This is a genomic window from Corallococcus exercitus, assembly GCF_003611585.1.
Classification (GTDB): domain Bacteria; phylum Myxococcota; class Myxococcia; order Myxococcales; family Myxococcaceae; genus Corallococcus; species Corallococcus exercitus.
On sequence record NZ_RAVW01000235.1, the window covers coordinates 1 to 15281 of the forward strand.

At 71.6% G+C, this 15281-nt stretch carries 14 protein-coding genes; 6 read left to right on the forward strand and 8 right to left on the reverse strand.

Translation table 11 applies throughout. The annotated features are described in order from the left end of the window. Positions 1–643, reverse strand: a 643-nt coding sequence (locus tag D7W79_RS25780) for a type 2 periplasmic-binding domain-containing protein (protein WP_500681245.1), incomplete at its 3' end; no start/stop codon positions are given. A 34-nt stretch (positions 644–677) separates the two neighbouring features. Continuing rightward, the gene (locus D7W79_RS25785) at positions 678–1415 is read right to left on the reverse strand and encodes a PspA/IM30 family protein (RefSeq protein WP_120528049.1); all 738 of its coding nucleotides are present in this window, start codon (positions 1413–1415) and stop codon (positions 678–680) included. 281 nt (positions 1416–1696) lie between these two features. On the opposite strand from D7W79_RS25785, the gene D7W79_RS25790 reads away from it, so the two are divergent. Beyond that, positions 1697–3112, forward strand: coding sequence for a sensor histidine kinase (locus tag D7W79_RS25790; protein ID WP_120528050.1), 1416 nt, complete (start codon positions 1697–1699; stop codon positions 3110–3112). Here the strand turns inward: D7W79_RS25790 and D7W79_RS25795 are convergent. The 5 genes from D7W79_RS25795 to D7W79_RS25815 are packed head-to-tail and all read right to left on the reverse strand — an operon-like array spanning position 3109 to position 7909. Continuing rightward, positions 3109–4446, reverse strand: a complete 1338-nt coding sequence (locus tag D7W79_RS25795; protein WP_120528051.1) for a 5'-deoxyadenosine deaminase — start codon at positions 4444–4446, stop codon at positions 3109–3111. The genes D7W79_RS25790 and D7W79_RS25795 overlap by 4 nt on opposite strands. A gap of 12 nt (positions 4447–4458) precedes the next feature. After that, positions 4459–4863 carry a cytidine deaminase gene (locus D7W79_RS25800; RefSeq protein ID WP_120528060.1) on the reverse strand — a complete coding sequence of 135 codons (405 nt, stop codon included), beginning with the start codon at positions 4861–4863 and terminating at the stop codon, positions 4459–4461. A gap of 57 nt (positions 4864–4920) precedes the next feature. Beyond that, positions 4921–5379: a PilZ domain-containing protein gene (locus tag D7W79_RS25805; protein ID WP_244221962.1), complete on the reverse strand. Its 459-nt coding sequence runs from the start codon at positions 5377–5379 to the stop codon at positions 4921–4923. A 51-nt stretch (positions 5380–5430) separates the two neighbouring features. Next, positions 5431–6591 (reverse strand): molybdopterin-synthase adenylyltransferase MoeB, encoded by a 1161-nt coding sequence (gene moeB, locus D7W79_RS25810; protein WP_120528053.1) that lies wholly within the window; start codon positions 6589–6591, stop codon positions 5431–5433. A gap of 13 nt (positions 6592–6604) precedes the next feature. Further along, complete coding sequence (locus D7W79_RS25815; protein ID WP_120528054.1) at positions 6605–7909, reverse strand: thymidine phosphorylase; 1305 nt, start codon at positions 7907–7909, stop codon at positions 6605–6607. A 91-nt stretch (positions 7910–8000) separates the two neighbouring features. Between D7W79_RS25815 and D7W79_RS25820 the strand changes: the two genes are divergently transcribed. The 5 genes from D7W79_RS25820 (at position 8001) to D7W79_RS25840 (ending at position 14393) form a co-directional block, all read left to right on the forward strand. After that, positions 8001–9194, forward strand: a complete 1194-nt coding sequence (locus D7W79_RS25820; RefSeq protein ID WP_120528061.1) for a BMP family lipoprotein — start codon at positions 8001–8003, stop codon at positions 9192–9194. 38 nt (positions 9195–9232) lie between these two features. Beyond that, positions 9233–10807 carry an ABC transporter ATP-binding protein gene (locus D7W79_RS25825; protein ID WP_120528055.1) on the forward strand — a complete coding sequence of 525 codons (1575 nt, stop codon included), beginning with the start codon at positions 9233–9235 and terminating at the stop codon, positions 10805–10807. Then, positions 10800–11939 carry an ABC transporter permease gene (locus D7W79_RS25830; protein ID WP_120528056.1) on the forward strand — a complete coding sequence of 380 codons (1140 nt, stop codon included), beginning with the start codon at positions 10800–10802 and terminating at the stop codon, positions 11937–11939. The genes D7W79_RS25825 and D7W79_RS25830 overlap by 8 nt, the downstream gene beginning before the upstream one ends. Beyond that, positions 11932–12861 carry an ABC transporter permease gene (locus D7W79_RS25835; RefSeq protein WP_120528057.1) on the forward strand — a complete coding sequence of 310 codons (930 nt, stop codon included), beginning with the start codon at positions 11932–11934 and terminating at the stop codon, positions 12859–12861. The genes D7W79_RS25830 and D7W79_RS25835 overlap by 8 nt, the downstream gene beginning before the upstream one ends. A gap of 404 nt (positions 12862–13265) precedes the next feature. After that, complete coding sequence (locus D7W79_RS25840) at positions 13266–14393, forward strand: sensor histidine kinase (protein ID WP_244221963.1); 1128 nt, start codon at positions 13266–13268, stop codon at positions 14391–14393. Positions 14394–14450: 57 nt separating this feature from the next. On the opposite strand, the gene D7W79_RS25845 is transcribed toward D7W79_RS25840, so the two are convergent. After that, complete coding sequence (locus D7W79_RS25845; protein WP_171437196.1) at positions 14451–15089, reverse strand: hypothetical protein; 639 nt, start codon at positions 15087–15089, stop codon at positions 14451–14453. Positions 15090–15281: the final 192 nt, after the last annotated feature.

Genomic DNA, 15281 nt, shown 5'->3' on the forward strand with positions numbered 1-15281 from the left:
GCCCCGCGCGCGCCAGCACCCACAGGGCGAAGTAGTGCGACGAGCCGCCCGGATACACGCCCACCCGCTTGCCCCGCAGGCTGGCCAGGTCCGGCACGCCCACCGCCGCCATGGCCTCCTGGCCCCGGCTTCTCCCCACGAGCAGCACCGTGCGCGGCGCCGCGTCCCGCAGGGTGGGCGCCCACGACGCGAGCCGGTCCACCGACAGGGCCGCCATGTCCACGCCGCCGTTCTCCGCGCCCACGGACAGGGCCTGCTTCAGCTCCTCCTCGCGCGCGAAGAGCACCGCGCGGGCATCCAGCGCGTAGGCCGTCTTGAGCAGCCCCTGAGCCGCGCCCGCGGGCGTGGCGGGGTTGTCCAGCGTGGTGGCGCCGCCGGTGGCCACGAGCAGCGCGGCGGCCGAGCCGCGCGGGGTGAAGCCGATGAGCACGGGCCTGAGCGGCACCGACGCCACGTCCGCCACCGGGGCCGCGACGCCCGCCGGGAAGTCGCCCGGGGACAGCCGCACCGCCTCACGGGTGGAGGGAAAGAAACGCGCCTGCAGGCGGTCGAGGTAGCCCGCCCGCGAGGCGAAGACGTACCCCGCGCCCAGGACACAGAGCGCGAGGAAGAGAAAGAGGCCGGGTCCGCGGTGAAGCTTCATCCGTGTGCGCCGGCCCCTTTCATGGGGGGGAGACCTACTTGATCTCCACCTTCTTGCCGATGGTCTTTTCCGGACCCGCGCCCACGTCCGACACCGGCGCGGGGCTGTCCAGCAGGCCCATCTCCATCTTGAACTGCTTGACCAGCTCGTCGCCCTGGATCTTCTCCGCCTCTTCCTCGATGGCCGCGGCCTGGTGGTCCACCGACTCCAGCGCCATCTGCATGCGCGCCTCGTTGATGGCCGTCTTCTCCTGGACCTTGCGGAGCATCTCGTCGTGCGTGGAGTCCACGCCCGCGACGGTGAAGGACTCCATCGTGTCGGCGACCTTCGCCTGCCACTTGGCGCGCCGCGCGTCCCGGACGGCGTTCATCGCCTCCTGCGTCTTCCGGTCCTTCTCGCGCATGAACGCCTTCTTGACGTTCAGGGCCTTCTCATAGGCCTGCTTCGCGATGTCCAGCTGCTGCTGGTTGCGCGCGAGGGCTTCCTTCTCCCCCTGCAGCTTGGTCGCGTAGGTGCCGGCCAGGTCGTCCCGGCCCGCCTGGATGGCGGCCTTGACCTTGGCGGTCAGCTCCCGCACGTCCTGCTGGTACTTCATGTTCTCCTTCTCGAGCAGCGTCACATTCGCCCGGACCATGGCGATGGACTCGTTCATCTTGGGGACCTGATCGTTCAGGTCACGGATGTTCTGCTCGAGAATCAACTCCGGATCCTCGATGGAGGAGACGAAGAAGCCCGCGAAGCTCCGCATCGCTCTCTTGAATCGCTGCCACATGTCGGCTCTCACCTCCGCCTGTGCGTAATCCCAGCCACCTTACACGAACTCCGACGCCCACAAGCATCCGGCCGCAAGGCGCGTGTCATCGTGACTACGCCTGCCCCGGACGGATGATTGCCCCCGGAAAAGCCGCCGCCCGCCAGCCCGCCCGGGTCCGGGGCCTCCAGACAGCCCCCATCCGCCACTCCCTGTCCTTAGGGGTCCACCCGGGGTCGCGAAAGACGATGCGGCCATGAACTTGCCGGGCGGGGAGGAAGCGGGGAAAACGAGAGTGTCGCATGGACCCGACTCCTCCCGTCGCCTTCGAGAATGAGCTTGCGCGGGTGGTGGCCGCCCAGCGGCGGCGCGTTCTGGGCGCCGGGGCGGCGGTGCGGCTGGTGGGCACGGCCGTGTTCTTCGCCGTCAGCCTGGGGCTGTGGCTGACGGGCGCCCGGGACTGGGCGCACTACCCTCCCCTGCTGCTCTGCTACGGCGGCGTGGTGGCGCTGCTGTTCGCGCTGCGCTTCAAGCCGCTGACGAAGCAGCTGGGCATCGTGCAGTCCCTGGTGGACGTGGGGCTGGTGTTCGGTCTCCAGCAGCTGGCCCTGCCCGTGTCGCCCTTCCCGGCGGGCGTGGCGGGCTTCAGCCTGGGGCTGTTCGCTCTGGTGGTCGCGCTCTCCGGCCTGGAGCTGATGCCCTGGCTCGTCTACGGCACGGCGGGCCTGGCGTCGCTGGCCCAGGCCGCCCTCATGCACCAGGCGGGCGTGGGCCCGGGGGCCATGACCGTGGCCGCGGTGACGCTGGTGCTGGTGGCGGCGGTGAGCCACTACGGCACCGGGCGGCTGCGGCAGCTGGCCATGGACCTGTCGCATGCGGAGGTGTCCCGGCAGCTGGAGGCCCGCCGCACCACCGAGGTGGAGGACGCCCACCGCACCATCGAGCGCATGCTGTCGGAGGCCCACGCGCGCAACGCCCAGCTGGAGGCGCTCCAGGCCCACCAGGAGCAGCTGATGCAGTTCCTGGTGCACGACCTGCGCTCGCCCCTGTCCGCCGTGACGCTGTCGCTGTCCTGGATGGAGCAGGAGCTGCCCGTCGGCACGCCGCTGGTGGAGTCCGTGCGCACGGGCCTGGCCGTCACCGCGCGCCTGGACCGGATGATCAGCGACCTGCTGGACGTGCCCCGGCTGGAGCAGGGCCGGCTGTCGCCGCGCAAGCAGCCCTTCCCGGTGGCGCCGCTGCTGGATGAGGTGCGCCGCTCGCTGGATGGCGCGGCCCGGCTGCGGAAGATCAAGCTGGAGCTGTCCTCGCCGCCGGGCCTCCAGCTCGTCGGCGACGCGGGCCTGCTCATCCGCGTGGTGGAGAACCTGGCCACCAACGCGCTCCGCTACGCGCCGTCCGGCGGGCGGGTGCGCCTGGAGGCGGGCGAAGCGGAGGGCCTGCAGTGGCTGGCGGTGCGCAATGACGGCATCGCCATCCCGCCGGAGGCGCGCGAGTCCCTCTTCGACAAGTACGTGCAGGGCAGCCGCGAGAAGGAGGGCCGCCGGGGCTACGGCCTGGGGCTGTACTTCTCCCGGCTGGCGGCGGAAGCGCACGGCGGGCGGCTGGCGGTGGAGGACGCGGAGGGCTGGGCCACGTCCTTCGTGCTGCGCCTGCCCCGCGCGCAGCCGGCCTCGCGGCCGGCCCCGGACGCGACGACCGCCCAGCAGCGCTTCTAGGAGGCCTGCAGCTTCGCGCGGGCGAAGAGCTTCGTGGCCTGCGTGCGGGCGTTGGCCAGCACCGCGTTCGCGTCCAGCGTGGTCAACTCGCCCTCGCGCAGCACCAGCTTGCCGTCGATGAGCACGTGCGACACGTCCGTGGAGCGCGCCGAGTACACCAGCGGCCCCGTCACGTCCTCCGGCAGCGGGCAGAAGTGGAAGCCGCGCGTGTCCACCACCGTGAGGTCCGCGCGCTTGCCCACTTCCACGGAGCCCACCTCGTCCTCCAGGCCCAGGGCGCGCGCGCCGTGCAGCGTGGCCATCTCCAGGACGTGCATGGGCGTCATCGCCACCGGGCCCACGCGCGGGTTGTGCAGCACGGACGCGAGCCGCATCTCGTGGAACAAATCCAACGTGTTGTTGCACGGGGCGCCGTCCGCCCCCAGCGCCACGGGGATGCCGTCCTGGAGCAGCTCCGGGATGCGCGCGTAGCCCGACGCGAGCTTCAGGTTGGAGCCCGGGCAGTGGCACACCACGGTGCCGGACTCGCGCAGCAGCTGCTGCTCCGTGCCCTCCACCCAGACGCAGTGGGCCAGCGTGACGTGGTTCCCGGTGAGCCCCAGCCCGTGGAAGAAGGCGATGTTGTCCTGCCCCGTCACCTGGCGGACCACCTCCGTCTCCTTCGGGTTCTCGCTGGCGTGCGAGTGGATCCGCACGCCCTTCTCCCGCGACAGCCGGCCCACCTCCCGCAGCAGCTCCGGCGTGCAGGACAGGGCGAAGCGCGGCGCGAACGCGTAGCGCAGGCGGTTGTCGTGGGTGCCGTGCCAGCGCTCCATCAGCGCCAGGCTCTCCGACAGCGAGTCCGCCGTCGTCTCACGCAGGCCCTGGGGCACCTCCGCGCCGGAGTCCATCATCGCCTTGCCACCCACCAGCCGGTAGCCGCAGTCGCGCGCGGACTCGAAGACGGCGTCGTAGTGGTGCACGGTGCCCATGTCGAGCGCCGCCGTGGAGCCGGAGCGGATGAGCTCCGCGAAGGTGAGGTCCGCGCTGGCGCGCAGGGACGCCGCGTCGTGCGCCGCCTCCATGGGCCAGATGCGCTCCTTCAGCCAGTCCAGGAGCTCGCGCTTGTCCGCGTGGCCGCGGAACAGCGTCTGGCAGGCGTGCAGGTGGCCGTGGATGAGGCCGGGCATCACCACCTGCCCGGCGAGGTCCAGGACGCGGCGCGCGCCCTTCACCTTCAGGCCCCGGCCCACCTTGGCGATGCGCCCGTCCTGCACGAGCACGTCCGCGCGCGGCAGCACCTCGCGGTCGCGGTTCATGGTGACGACGGTGGCGCCAGTGAGAAGCAAGTCCACTTGAGGGAGGTCCTAGAGGAAGGAACGGGTGAAGGCGTGCGGCAGCAGCTCGCTGAGCGGGTAGCGCGCCTCCTGCCCGTTGAGGGTGCGGCTTCGCACCGGAAGGTCCGGCCCGGCGAACTCGGCCATCACCTGGCGGCACATGCCGCACGGGGGACAGGGCTCCGGGGTGTCCACGACGACGGCCACGGCCACCGGCTTCTCACGGCCCTGGGCCACGCCCGCGACGAACGCGTTGCGCTCCGCGCAGACGGTGAGGCCGTAGGTGGCGTTCTCCACGTTGCAGCCGGCCACGATGGAGCCGTCCGCGTACAGCACGGCGGCCCCCACGGGGAACTTCGAGTACGGCACGTGCGCGCGCTGGCGCACCCGCAGGGCCTCCTCGAACAGCCGCTCCCAGGGAATCTCCTCCGCCATGCCGCCCTCCTTCACGTCGGGCGCCGTCCACCGGCGCCCGTCCATCCGGCCAACGCCCTAGCGGGCGCCCCGGGGTTCGTCCTTGCTCTGCTCATCCAGGTGCCGGGCGATGGCCAGCTCCAGCTCCACCGGCAGCTCCAGGAAGCGCACGCGCACCACCGGGCCGGACATGCCGGCCTTGGGGGGCAGCACCTCGCCGCGCACCTGCACCTCTTCCAGGGACGGGGGCAGCGCGAAGCGCACCTCCACGGCCTGGCCCGGGTCCAGCGCCTCGCCCACCCATCCCACGCCGCCCAGGGACAGGTCCCCCGCGCGGTCCAGGAAGCCTTCCGTCCCCTCCCGCCGGACCTTCAGACGCATGGGGACGCGGGGCGAGTCGCGCCGGTCCTCTCCCGTCCTGGTGTCCTGGTTCTCGTTCTGCTCGGACATCGCCGTCGTCTCCCTGCCGCTGCCGCTCTCGTATCCGACCCGGGTCGCGTTCCACCACCGCCCCGGGTCCAGGCTGGCGGGCATCATACGCGGGCCGGTTGAATCCGTTGCCCCTGAAAATGCATCCACCGGCGCCCTTCAGGCCCCCGTGGCGCAGAACTGCTCGTAATCGATGAGCTCCACCTTCGCCCCCGGCGCGCACACGGGGCACTCCGGGTCGCGGCGCAGCTTGAGCTCCTGGAAGCGCGTGCCCAGCGCGTCGAAGGTGAGCAGCCGCCCCGCCAGGGACTCCCCCACCCCCAGCAGCAGCTTCAGGGCCTCCGTCGCCTGGAGCATCCCGATGAGCCCGGGCAGCACGCCCAGCACCCCGGCCTCCGCGCACGACGGCGCCAGCTCCGGCGGGGGCGGCGCGGGGTAGAGGCACCGGTAGCAGGGCCCCTGGCCGGGCAGGAAGGTCGTCACCTGCCCCTCGAAGCGGAACACGGAGCCGTGGATGTTGGGCTTGCCCATCCGCACGCACGCGTCGTTGAGCAGGTAGCGCGTGGGGAAGTTGTCCCCGCCATCCAGCACCAGGTCGAAGTCCGCGAGGATGCGCTCCACGTTGGCCGTGGTCAGCCGCTCCTGGAAGGGCACCACCTTCACGTCCGGGTTGAGCGCCTCGATGGCGGCCTTCGCGCTCTGGACCTTGGGCTGGCCCCGGCGCTCCAGGGTGTGCAGCACCTGCCGCTGGAGGTTGCTCAGGTCCACCACGTCCGCGTCCACCACGCCCAGCGTGCCCACGCCCGCGGCGGCCAGGTACAGCGCCGCGGGAGAGCCCAGCCCGCCCGCGCCCAGCAACAGCACCTTCGACTTCAGGAGCTTCGCCTGCCCCTCCTCCCCCACCTCCGGGAGGATGAGGTGGCGGCGGTAGCGCTCCTTCTGCTCGGCGGAGAGCACCACGGGCTTCTCCACCGGATAGGCCGCGTCGCTCCAGCGGTTGTAGCCGCCCGCGAGCGACGACACGCGCGCGTAGCCCATGTCCCGCAGCGTGCGGGCCGCGAGCGCGGACCGGGTGCCGCCCGCGCAGTAGAGGACCAGCTCCTCGTCGCGGTCCGCCTTCTCCTCGATGCGCAGCTCCAGGTAGCCCCGGGGGATGTGCACCGCGCCCGGGAGCCGGCCACCGGCGTACTCGTCGGCCTCGCGCACGTCGACGAGCTTCACCTTCGCGCCCGAGTCCAGGAGCTGGCGGACGTGCTCATGGGAGACCTCGCGGATCTCCTTCTTCACTTCCGACAGCAGCTCGCGGAACGTGGGGGCCATGGGGATTGCCTAACTACTCCAGCCGCTCCAGCACGAGCGGGCGGGCAGCGGGCGCCCGGTCGCCAAACCGGTAGGCCGCGAGCAGCCGCGCCTTCACGTCCTCCACCGGCTTCGCGTCGTTGTAGTGCACCTGCACCACGGGCTCGCCCTGCTTCACCGCGTCGCCTGGCTTCTTGAGCAGCGTGAAGCCCACGGCCGGGTCGATCTTGCTGTCCACGCGCTGCCGCCCCGCGCCCAGGGCCACCGCCGCCAGCCCCACGCCTTCCGTGTGGATGCCGGTGACGAAGCCGTCGCGCGGCGCCACCACGTCCGTCGTGGCCTTCGCCGTGGGCAGCAGCGAGTAGTCGTCGATGGAGCGCGGGTCGCCGCCCTGCGACTGGACGATCTCCTTGAGCTTCTGGATGGCGCTGCCGTCCTCCACGGAGCGGCGCAGCATCCCGCGCGCCTCCTCCACGGTGGCGGCCTTCCTGCCCAGCACCAGCATCTCCGCCGTCAGGGCGTAGGTGATTTCCGTGTAGTCGTCGGGCGCGTCGCCCCGGAGCATGTCCACGGCCTCGCGGACCTCCAGGGCGTTGCCCACCTGGCGGCCCAGGGGCTGATCCATGTCCGTGAGCAGGGCCACGACCTTGCGGTTCATCTCCGCGCCCAGGCCAATCATGGTGCGGGCCAGCACGCGCGCGTCGTCCGCCGTCTTCATGAAGGCGCCGCTGCCCACCTTCACGTCGAGCACCAGCGCGTCGATGCCCTCCGCCAGCTTCTTGCTCATGATGGACGACGCGATGAGCGGGATGCAGTCCACCGTCGCCGTCACATCCCGCAGCGCGTAGAGCTTCTTGTCCGCGGGGGCCACCTGGGCCGTCTGGCCGATGAGGCAGCACCCCACCTCGCGCACCAGCCGGCGGTAGTCCGCGGTGGACAGGTTCACGTTGAAGCCGGGGATGGACTCCAGCTTGTCCAGGGTGCCGCCGGTGTGGCCCAGGCCGCGGCCGGAAATCATGGGCACGGGCACGCCGCAGGCCGCCGCCAGGGGCGCGAGGCTCAGGGAGACCTTGTCGCCCACGCCGCCGGTGGAGTGCTTGTCCACCTTGATGGCCGGCGTATCGGAGAGGTCCAGGACCTCACCTGAGTGGAGCATGGCGCGGGCCCACGCCCCCAGCTCCCGCGAGTCCAGCCCCTTGAAGAAGATGGCCATGCACATGGCGGCCATCTGGTAGTCGGCCACGGTGCCGGCGGTGTACGCCTGGATGAACGCCTGGATGTCCGACGGGTCCAGCTTGCCGCCGTCGCGCTTGGCCTTGATGAGCTCGTAGGGTTGCACGGGGGCAGGCCATAGCAGGAAGTCCCCACTCCATGCACCCCCTCGCAGGAAGGGAAAGCCCTGGCGGCATCTGGTAGATAGCGGGGCCATGATGCTCCGCCGATTCCACGTGCTCGCCCTGGCCGCGCTCCTGTGCGCCTGTTCCAAGCAGTCCGATGACGCCAAGAAGGCAGTCGCCCAGGCCGTTCCCGGCACGAAGCCCGACGACTCGAAGCCCCTCGTCGTGGGGCTCGTCATCGACGTGGGCGGCCGGGGTGACCACTCGTTCAACGACGCCTCCCTGCGAGGCCTGGAGCTGTGGGCCGCCCACAAGCGCTACGAGGGCGGCCGGTACGTGCACGCCCCCGCCGCCATGGTGCAGGAGTCCATCTCCTCCGACCTCGCGGCGCTCGCACCGCAAGTGAAGCCCCTCAACATCCAGCCGCTGGTCCTCCAGAGCAAGGCGCAGGAGGACTACGCCCCCAACCTCCAGCTGCTCGTGGAGCAGGGCGCGAAGCTGACCATCGGCAACGGGTACCTGCTGGCCAACGCGGTGCGCGACGTGGCCACGGAGAACCCGGACGCGAAGTTCCTGCTCATCGACAGCCAGCTCTTGGACGCGCAGGGCAAGCCCAAGTCGCTGCCCAACGTGCGCACGGTGCTCTTCAAGGAGCAGGAGGGCAGCTTCCTCGTGGGCGCGCTGGCGGGGCTCGTGACGAAGACGAACAAGGTGGGCTTCGTGGGCGGCATCGAAGTGCCCCTCATCAAGCGCTTCGACGTGGGATACCGCGCGGGCGTGCGCACCACGAACCCGAAGGCGGCGGACGCGCTGATGGCCGTGTACACGGGCAGCTTCAACAGCGTGTCCGCGGGCAAGGAAGTGGCGCAGGACCTCATCGCCAAGGGCGCGGACGTCATCTTCCACGCGGCGGGCACGGACGGCCTGGGCGTCATCCAGGCGGTGAAGGAGGCGCGAGCAGCGGGCAAGACGGTGTTCGCCATCGGCGTGGACTCGGATCAGTCGCACCTGGCGCCGGACGCCATCCTCACGTCCATGGTGAAGCACAGCGACCTGGCCGTGTACCAGGCGGCGAAGGACCTGGTGGACGGCAAGCTGACGGCGGGTGAGCAGGTGCTGGGCCTCAAGGAGAACGGCGTGGGCATGGCGGACGTGCGCGTGGAGTTCCCGGGCAAGGCGGAGGCGCTCCAGAAGGTGGAGGCGCTGCGGCAGCAGATCCTCGCCGGGAAGATTTCCGTGCCGGGCACGCAGGCGGAGCTGGCCTCCTTCAAGGTCGCGCAGCCCTGATCTCCCTCCAGCACATCGCGAAGCGCTTCGGGTCGTGCGTGTCCCTGGAGGACGCGTCGCTGGACATCCGCACCGGGGAGCTGCTCGCCGTGGTGGGCGAGAACGGCGCGGGCAAGTCCAGCCTGATGAACGTGCTCTACGGGCTCTACCACCCGGACGCGGGCACGTTCCAGATGGACGGCAAGCCGGTGCGCTTCAAGAGCCCGCGCGACGCCATCGCGAAGGGCATCGGCATGGTGCACCAGCACTTCATGTTGGTGCCCACGCTGACCGTGGCGGAGAACGTGGTGCTGGGCCGCGAGCCCACGAAGCGCGGCCTGCTGGACCTGGACCGCGCCTGTGACGAGGTGGCCGCCACGGCGAAGCGCTTCGGCTTCCAGCTGGATCCACGGGCCCGCGTGGACACGCTCACGGTGGGGTCGCAGCAGAAGGTGGAGATCGTCAAGGCGCTGCACCGGGGCGCGCAGGTGCTCATCCTGGACGAGCCCACCGCCGTGCTCACCCCGCAGGAGTCGGACGAGCTGTCGCAGGTGATGCGCGGGCTGGTGGCGCAGGGCCGCACGGTGGTGTTGATCAGCCACAAGCTCAAGGAGGTGCTGGGCGTGGCGGACCGCGTGGCGGTGATGCGCCGGGGCCGCACCGTCGCGGAGGTGCGCCCCAGCGAGACCACCGTCTCCGAGCTGGCCGCGTTGATGGTGGGCGAGGGCTCCCGGGGCGCCGCGATGACCGGCGTGCCCGTGACGGCGGGGGCTGTCGCGAGCACCGGCCTGTCGGGCACCGGCACCACCGGCGCGATGGAGACGCGGCCGCCCGCTCCCTCCAGCATCGGCGCCTCGCAGGAAGCGGCGACGGGCCCGGTCGTGCTCGAAGCCAAGGACCTGCGGGCCACGGGCGAGAACGGCCGTCCCGCGCTCCAGGGCGTGAGCCTCACCGTGCGCGCGGGCGAAATCGTCGGCATCGCCGGGGTCGACGGCAACGGGCAGCGCGAGCTGGCCGAGGTGCTCACGGGCCTGCGCAAGCTGGAGGGCGGCGAAGGAACGCTGCTGGGCGGTCCCCTCGCGGGGCTTACCCCGGCGCTGGCGAAGGCGCGCGGCGTGGGCCACGTTCCCGAGGACCGCCTGGCTCGCGCCGTGGTGAAGGCGATGACGGTGGAGGAGAACGTGGCCCTGGGCCGGCACCGCCAGCCGCCGTTCGCGCGCGGGCCCTGGGTGGACTTCAAGGGCCGCCGCGAGCGCACGGACCAGCTGCTGGCCACCTACGACGTGCGCCCGCCCGACCCGACGGTGGCGCTCCAGGCGCTGTCCGGCGGCAACCAGCAGAAGGTCGTGGTGGCGCGCGAGCTGGACGCGGATCCGAAGCTGCTCGTCGTCGTCCAGCCCACGCGCGGGCTGGACATCGGCGCGGTGGCGCAGGTGCATGCGCGGCTTCGCGAGGCGAAGGCCCGGGGTGCGGGAGTGGTGATGGTGTCGCTGGACCTGGAGGAAGTGCTGGCCCTGTCCGACCGCGTCTACGTCCTCTACGAAGGCCGCGTGACGGGGCACTTCGCGCGCGAGCACCTGGACGAGCGCGAGCTGGGCCGCCGCATGCTGGGCGCGGAGGGAAGCCATGGGTGAGCGGACGCGGCAGGTGCTGCCGTCGGTGCTCTCCGTGCTGCTGGCGCTCGCGGTGTGCTGGCTGACCATCGCCCTCACGCGCGACGCGGACACCGCCACGCGCGCCTACCTCCAGATGCTCTGGGGCGGCGTGGGCAACTGGCCCGCGTTCCTGGACGGTGGCAGCGGCACCGCCGTGCTGCGCCCCCTGGGCGAGGCCGCGATGAAGGCCGCGCTGCTCACCCTCACCGGACTGTCCGTCGCGGTGGCCTTCAAGGTGGGCCTGTTCAACATCGGCGCGCAGGGACAGATGATCTGGGGCGCGCTGGCCGCGGCGCTCGTGGGCGCGCACGTGTCGCTGCCCGGCGTGCTCCACGTCCCGCTGGCCCTCGTCGCCGCGGCGGTCGCGGGCGCGGCGTGGGCGAGCATCGCCGGCGTGCTGAAGCTCAAGCGCGGCGTGCACGAGGTCATCTCCACCATCATGCTCAACTGGGTGGCGGTGAGCCTCGTGGACAACTGGCTCGTCATCGGCCCGCTGCGCGCCGTGGCCGAGGGCGCGTCGTCCATCACCGGCACCGCCGAGATCCTCCCCTCCGCGCAGCTGCCCCGGCTGTTGGGTGAAAGCTCGCGCCTGAACCTGGGCTTCCCGCTGGCGCTCGCCGCCGCGCTGGGCGTCTGGGTGTGGCTGTCCCGCACGCGCTCCGGCTACGAGACGCGCGCCGTGGGCCTCACCCCGGAAGCGGCCCGGGCCGCGGGCATCCCCACGCTGCGGCGCGCGGGCGGGGCCATGGCGCTCGCGGGGGCGCTGGCAGGCCTGGCCGGCGCGGTGCTGGTGCTGGGCACGGAGGGCCGCTACCCGGGCTCGCTGGGCGCGCCCTACGGCTTCGACGGCATCGCCATCGCGCTCATCGGCAACAACCACCCGCTGGGCGCGGCGCTGGCCGCGGCCGTCTTCGGCGTCCTGCGCGCGGGTGGCACGCGCATGCAGCTGCTCGGCGTGCACAAGAGCTTCCCGGAGCTCATCCAGGGCTTCGCGCTGCTCTTCGTCGCCGGCCGCATGGTGTGGCTCGCCCTGCTGGAGCGGCGCCAGAAGCGCGCCCAGGCCCAGCCTCCGGCCACGTCTCAGGCTCAGGTGGAGGTGCCCCGTGTTTGAGGTGCTCCACTCGCTCCTCTTCTCCACCCTGGACGCGGCCCCCGCCCTGGTGTTCGCCGCGCTGGGCGCCATGCTCTCCGAGCGCGCCGGCGTGGTGAGCGTGGGCGTGGAGGGCATGATGCGCACCGGCGCCTTCTGCGCGGCCGTCGCGGCGCTCGTGATGCCCACGCCGCTCGCGGTGCTCGTGGGCATGGCCGCGGGCGCGGGCATCGCCGCGGTGCACGGCTTCCTGAGCATCCGCTGGCGGTCGGATCAGGTCGTCTCCGGCATGGCCCTCAACCTGGTGGCCATGGCGGGAGGCACCTTCCTCCTGGAGTCGCTCTACGGCCCCAACGGCACGCCCGCCATTACCCAGCTGTCCCGCTGGAACCTCCCGGGCCTGTCCCACGTGCCGCTGCTGGGCGCGCTGTCCGGCCACGCGGCGCCCACGTACCTGGCGCTCACCCTGCCCTTCCTCTTCCACCTGCTCCTGTCGCGCACGCCGCTGGGCCTGCGCCTGCGCGCCGTGGGTGACAAGCCGCACGCGGTGGCCACGCTGGGCCTGTCCGTGCCCGCCTTGCGCTGGGGCGCGGTGCTGGGCGGCGGGCTGATGGCGGGCCTGGGCGGCGCGGTGCTGTCCACCGCCGTCCTGGACCGCTTCGAACAGCACACCCCCGCGGGCCTGGGCTTCATGGCCCTGGCCGCGATGGTGTTCGGCCGCTGGACGCCGCTGGGGGCCTTCGCCGCGGCGCTCTTCTTCGCCTTCGGCAACGCGCTGAGAATCGGCCTGGCCTCGAGCGCTCCCTGGCTCCTCGACCTGGTTCCCCAGGGCTTCCTGCTCGCCCTGCCCTACCTGTTGACCCTCCTCGTCCTCGCGCTCCAGGGCCAGCGCGGCCACGCCCCCGCCGCCCTGGGCACCCCCTACGAGCAGGAATCCCGCTGACCATTTTGAGAGGGTCCGGGTATTTTGGGACCCGGGTCTGAATCCACTTTTGGTCAGGTCCGACCCGTCAAAGCTGAAGCGGTCACCTGTCCTGATGCGTCTGGTCATTCCCGGGCGATCCGCCAACCCCCTGACCTTACTGGAGCGTGTTTTTCTGCGTTTCCAGTGTGGGCTGATCTGCCGTTGGGTGGACGTCCGGCACGGCGCTGGCAAGGGAGTGCGCTCGTGTCGGATTGCGTACCGGACAGCGAGCAGGCGCAGCAGGTGGCCCTGTTCGGTTCTGGGACGCGGTCCCCCGGGTTCGAGACACCGCCTCCGGGCGTTGGCGGATCCGGTTTCCAGGCTGGGGTGGCATGAACATGCAGACGACGGCAACAGGCTCGACGTCACCCCAGCGCCCTCGCGTGATCGCGATCGACATGGAGTCCGGCGGGGTGGAGCGGGTGCGCTCCATCCTCACGCCGGCCGGCTATGACGTGCTGCCCGCGAGCGGGACGACGGCCGCGCTGGAGGCGGTGTCCCGCCACTCCGCGGACCTGGTGCTGCTGGACGTGGACCGCGCCCGCACGGTGGGCCTGGCCGCGTACCGGCGCCTTCGCGAGGAGCTGGCCCCGCCGCAGTTCCCCATCCTCATGCTCACGCCTTCCGCGGACCGCCAGACGCGCCGCGAGGTGATGGAGGCAGGTGTGGACGACTTGCTGACGACCGAACCCCTGGACCCGCTGGAGCTGAAGGTGCGCGTCCACACCCTGCTGGAGCTCAAGGCGCACCGCGAGCAGGGCGGCGTCCGGGAAGTGCTGCAGGACCCGCGCACCCGCTGGGTGCGCATGGAGCGCCTGGCGCGCGTGGGCACGCTCGCCGCGGACCTGGCGACGCAGATGGACCAGCTGGGCGTGGGCCTCCAGCGGGCGCTGGAGCACGTGCGCGCCCGCGCGGGCCTGGGGCTGCCGCCGGACTCGGCGGAGCTGCTCAAGCTGGGCGTGGCCGGCGAGCAGATGCGCCTGCACGGCCAGCACCTGCTGTCGCTGGGTCCCAGCTGCCCCAAGGACATCCAGCGCTTCGACCTGCGGGAGGTGGTGCCGGAGGTGGTGTCCCGCCTGCGCGCTTCCGGCCGCCTGGGCCGCGCGGACGTGCGCGCGGTGCTGCCGGAGGACCCCATCGCCGTGGTGTTCAACCGCCGTCAGCTGGAGCAGGTGGTGACGGAGCTCGTCTGCAACGCGGTGGACGCCGTGGAGGACGTGAAGGACCGGCCGCGCGTGGTGCACGTGGGCGTGGAGATGCCGGACATGTTCGGTGACTTCGGTCCGCAGCTCTTCGTGAAGGACACCGGCATCGGCATCTTCGAGGACGAGCTGCAGGCCATCTTCTCGCCGTACTACACGACCAAGGCCCCGGAGAAGAGCGTGGGCCTGGGCCTCACGGTGGCGCGCACCCTGGTGGAGAGCATGGGCGGCAAGCTGACCGTGAAGAGCCGCGTCAACCTGGGCAGCACCTTCACGGTGGAGCTGCCCGAGCAGACGTCGTCCTGGTAGCCGCGGAAAGCCACCACACGGGCGGGGAAGCACCTCCCCCGCCCGCGTGACGCCTGTCTAGAAGCGGTAGGCCACGCCCGCCAGCGCTTCCATCGTGAAGTAGCTGTCGTCGAAGCGCGGGACGATGGAGGGCCCCAGCCGCAGGTTGAAGTTCACGTTGAGGTTGTTGCTGACGAAGTACTCCAGGCCGCCTCCGAAGAGGATGGGGATGACCGGCCCGATGCCCTCGCCGATGTAGACGTTGAACGGCACGTCGATGCCGGCGTTGATCATCAGCGCGCTGCCCACGGGGATGCCCACCACGAACGCCACCGGCAGCGCCATGCCGAAGAGCGTGTTGCCCCGGGGGAAGTAGATGAACGGCCCCGGCTGGAAGGTGATGGCGAAAGCCACCTTGTCCGTCTGGGCAATCATCACGCGCAGCCAACCCTGGAGCTTGATGCCCGCGTCGGACGCGTCCACCAGGCCCTCACGGCCCCAGTTGAAGCTGAACTTGCCGCCAATATCCACGTTGTCGGAGCCGCCGTGCAGCAGGCCCAGCGTCAGGCCCGGGAAGCCGATCTGCGCGCTGAACATGTTGCGGCCCGAGCCGACGGTTTCCGCCGCCAGCAGGGACCAGCCCTGCCCGCGAGCCATCGCGGTGCCGGGGACGGCCAGGAGCACGGCCAGGAGGAAACCAGGAATGAAGCGCTTCACGCGGTTCCTTTCTGCGAAGGGCCGCGACAGGGGACGCGACCCGTTGGGTTGAGTTGAAGGGTGATTCAGGACTCAGGCGGGCTGACCACGCTCGCGGGCCAGCGCCAGGAAGGCGTCGATGAGGGCGGCCAGCTTCGCTTCCGCGCGCTGACGGGCCTGGGGGAGCGGCTCGCCGGGGGCGGGCGTCTCCTT

Excerpts from the sequence above, each read along its gene's own strand:
- D7W79_RS25785 (WP_120528049.1), bottom strand. The coding sequence starts at position 1,415 with ATGTGGCAGCGATTCAAGAGAGCGATGCGGAGCTTCGCGGGCTTCTTC.
- D7W79_RS25790 (WP_120528050.1), top strand. The coding sequence starts at position 1,697 with ATGGACCCGACTCCTCCCGTCGCCTTCGAGAATGAGCTTGCGCGGGTG.
- D7W79_RS25800 (WP_120528060.1), bottom strand. The coding sequence starts at position 4,863 with ATGGCGGAGGAGATTCCCTGGGAGCGGCTGTTCGAGGAGGCCCTGCGG.
- D7W79_RS25805 (WP_244221962.1), bottom strand. The coding sequence starts at position 5,379 with ATGATGCCCGCCAGCCTGGACCCGGGGCGGTGGTGGAACGCGACCCGG.
- moeB (WP_120528053.1), bottom strand. The coding sequence starts at position 6,591 with ATGGCCCCCACGTTCCGCGAGCTGCTGTCGGAAGTGAAGAAGGAGATC.
- D7W79_RS25820 (WP_120528061.1), top strand. The coding sequence starts at position 8,001 with ATGCTCCGCCGATTCCACGTGCTCGCCCTGGCCGCGCTCCTGTGCGCC.
- D7W79_RS25830 (WP_120528056.1), top strand. The coding sequence starts at position 10,800 with ATGGGTGAGCGGACGCGGCAGGTGCTGCCGTCGGTGCTCTCCGTGCTG.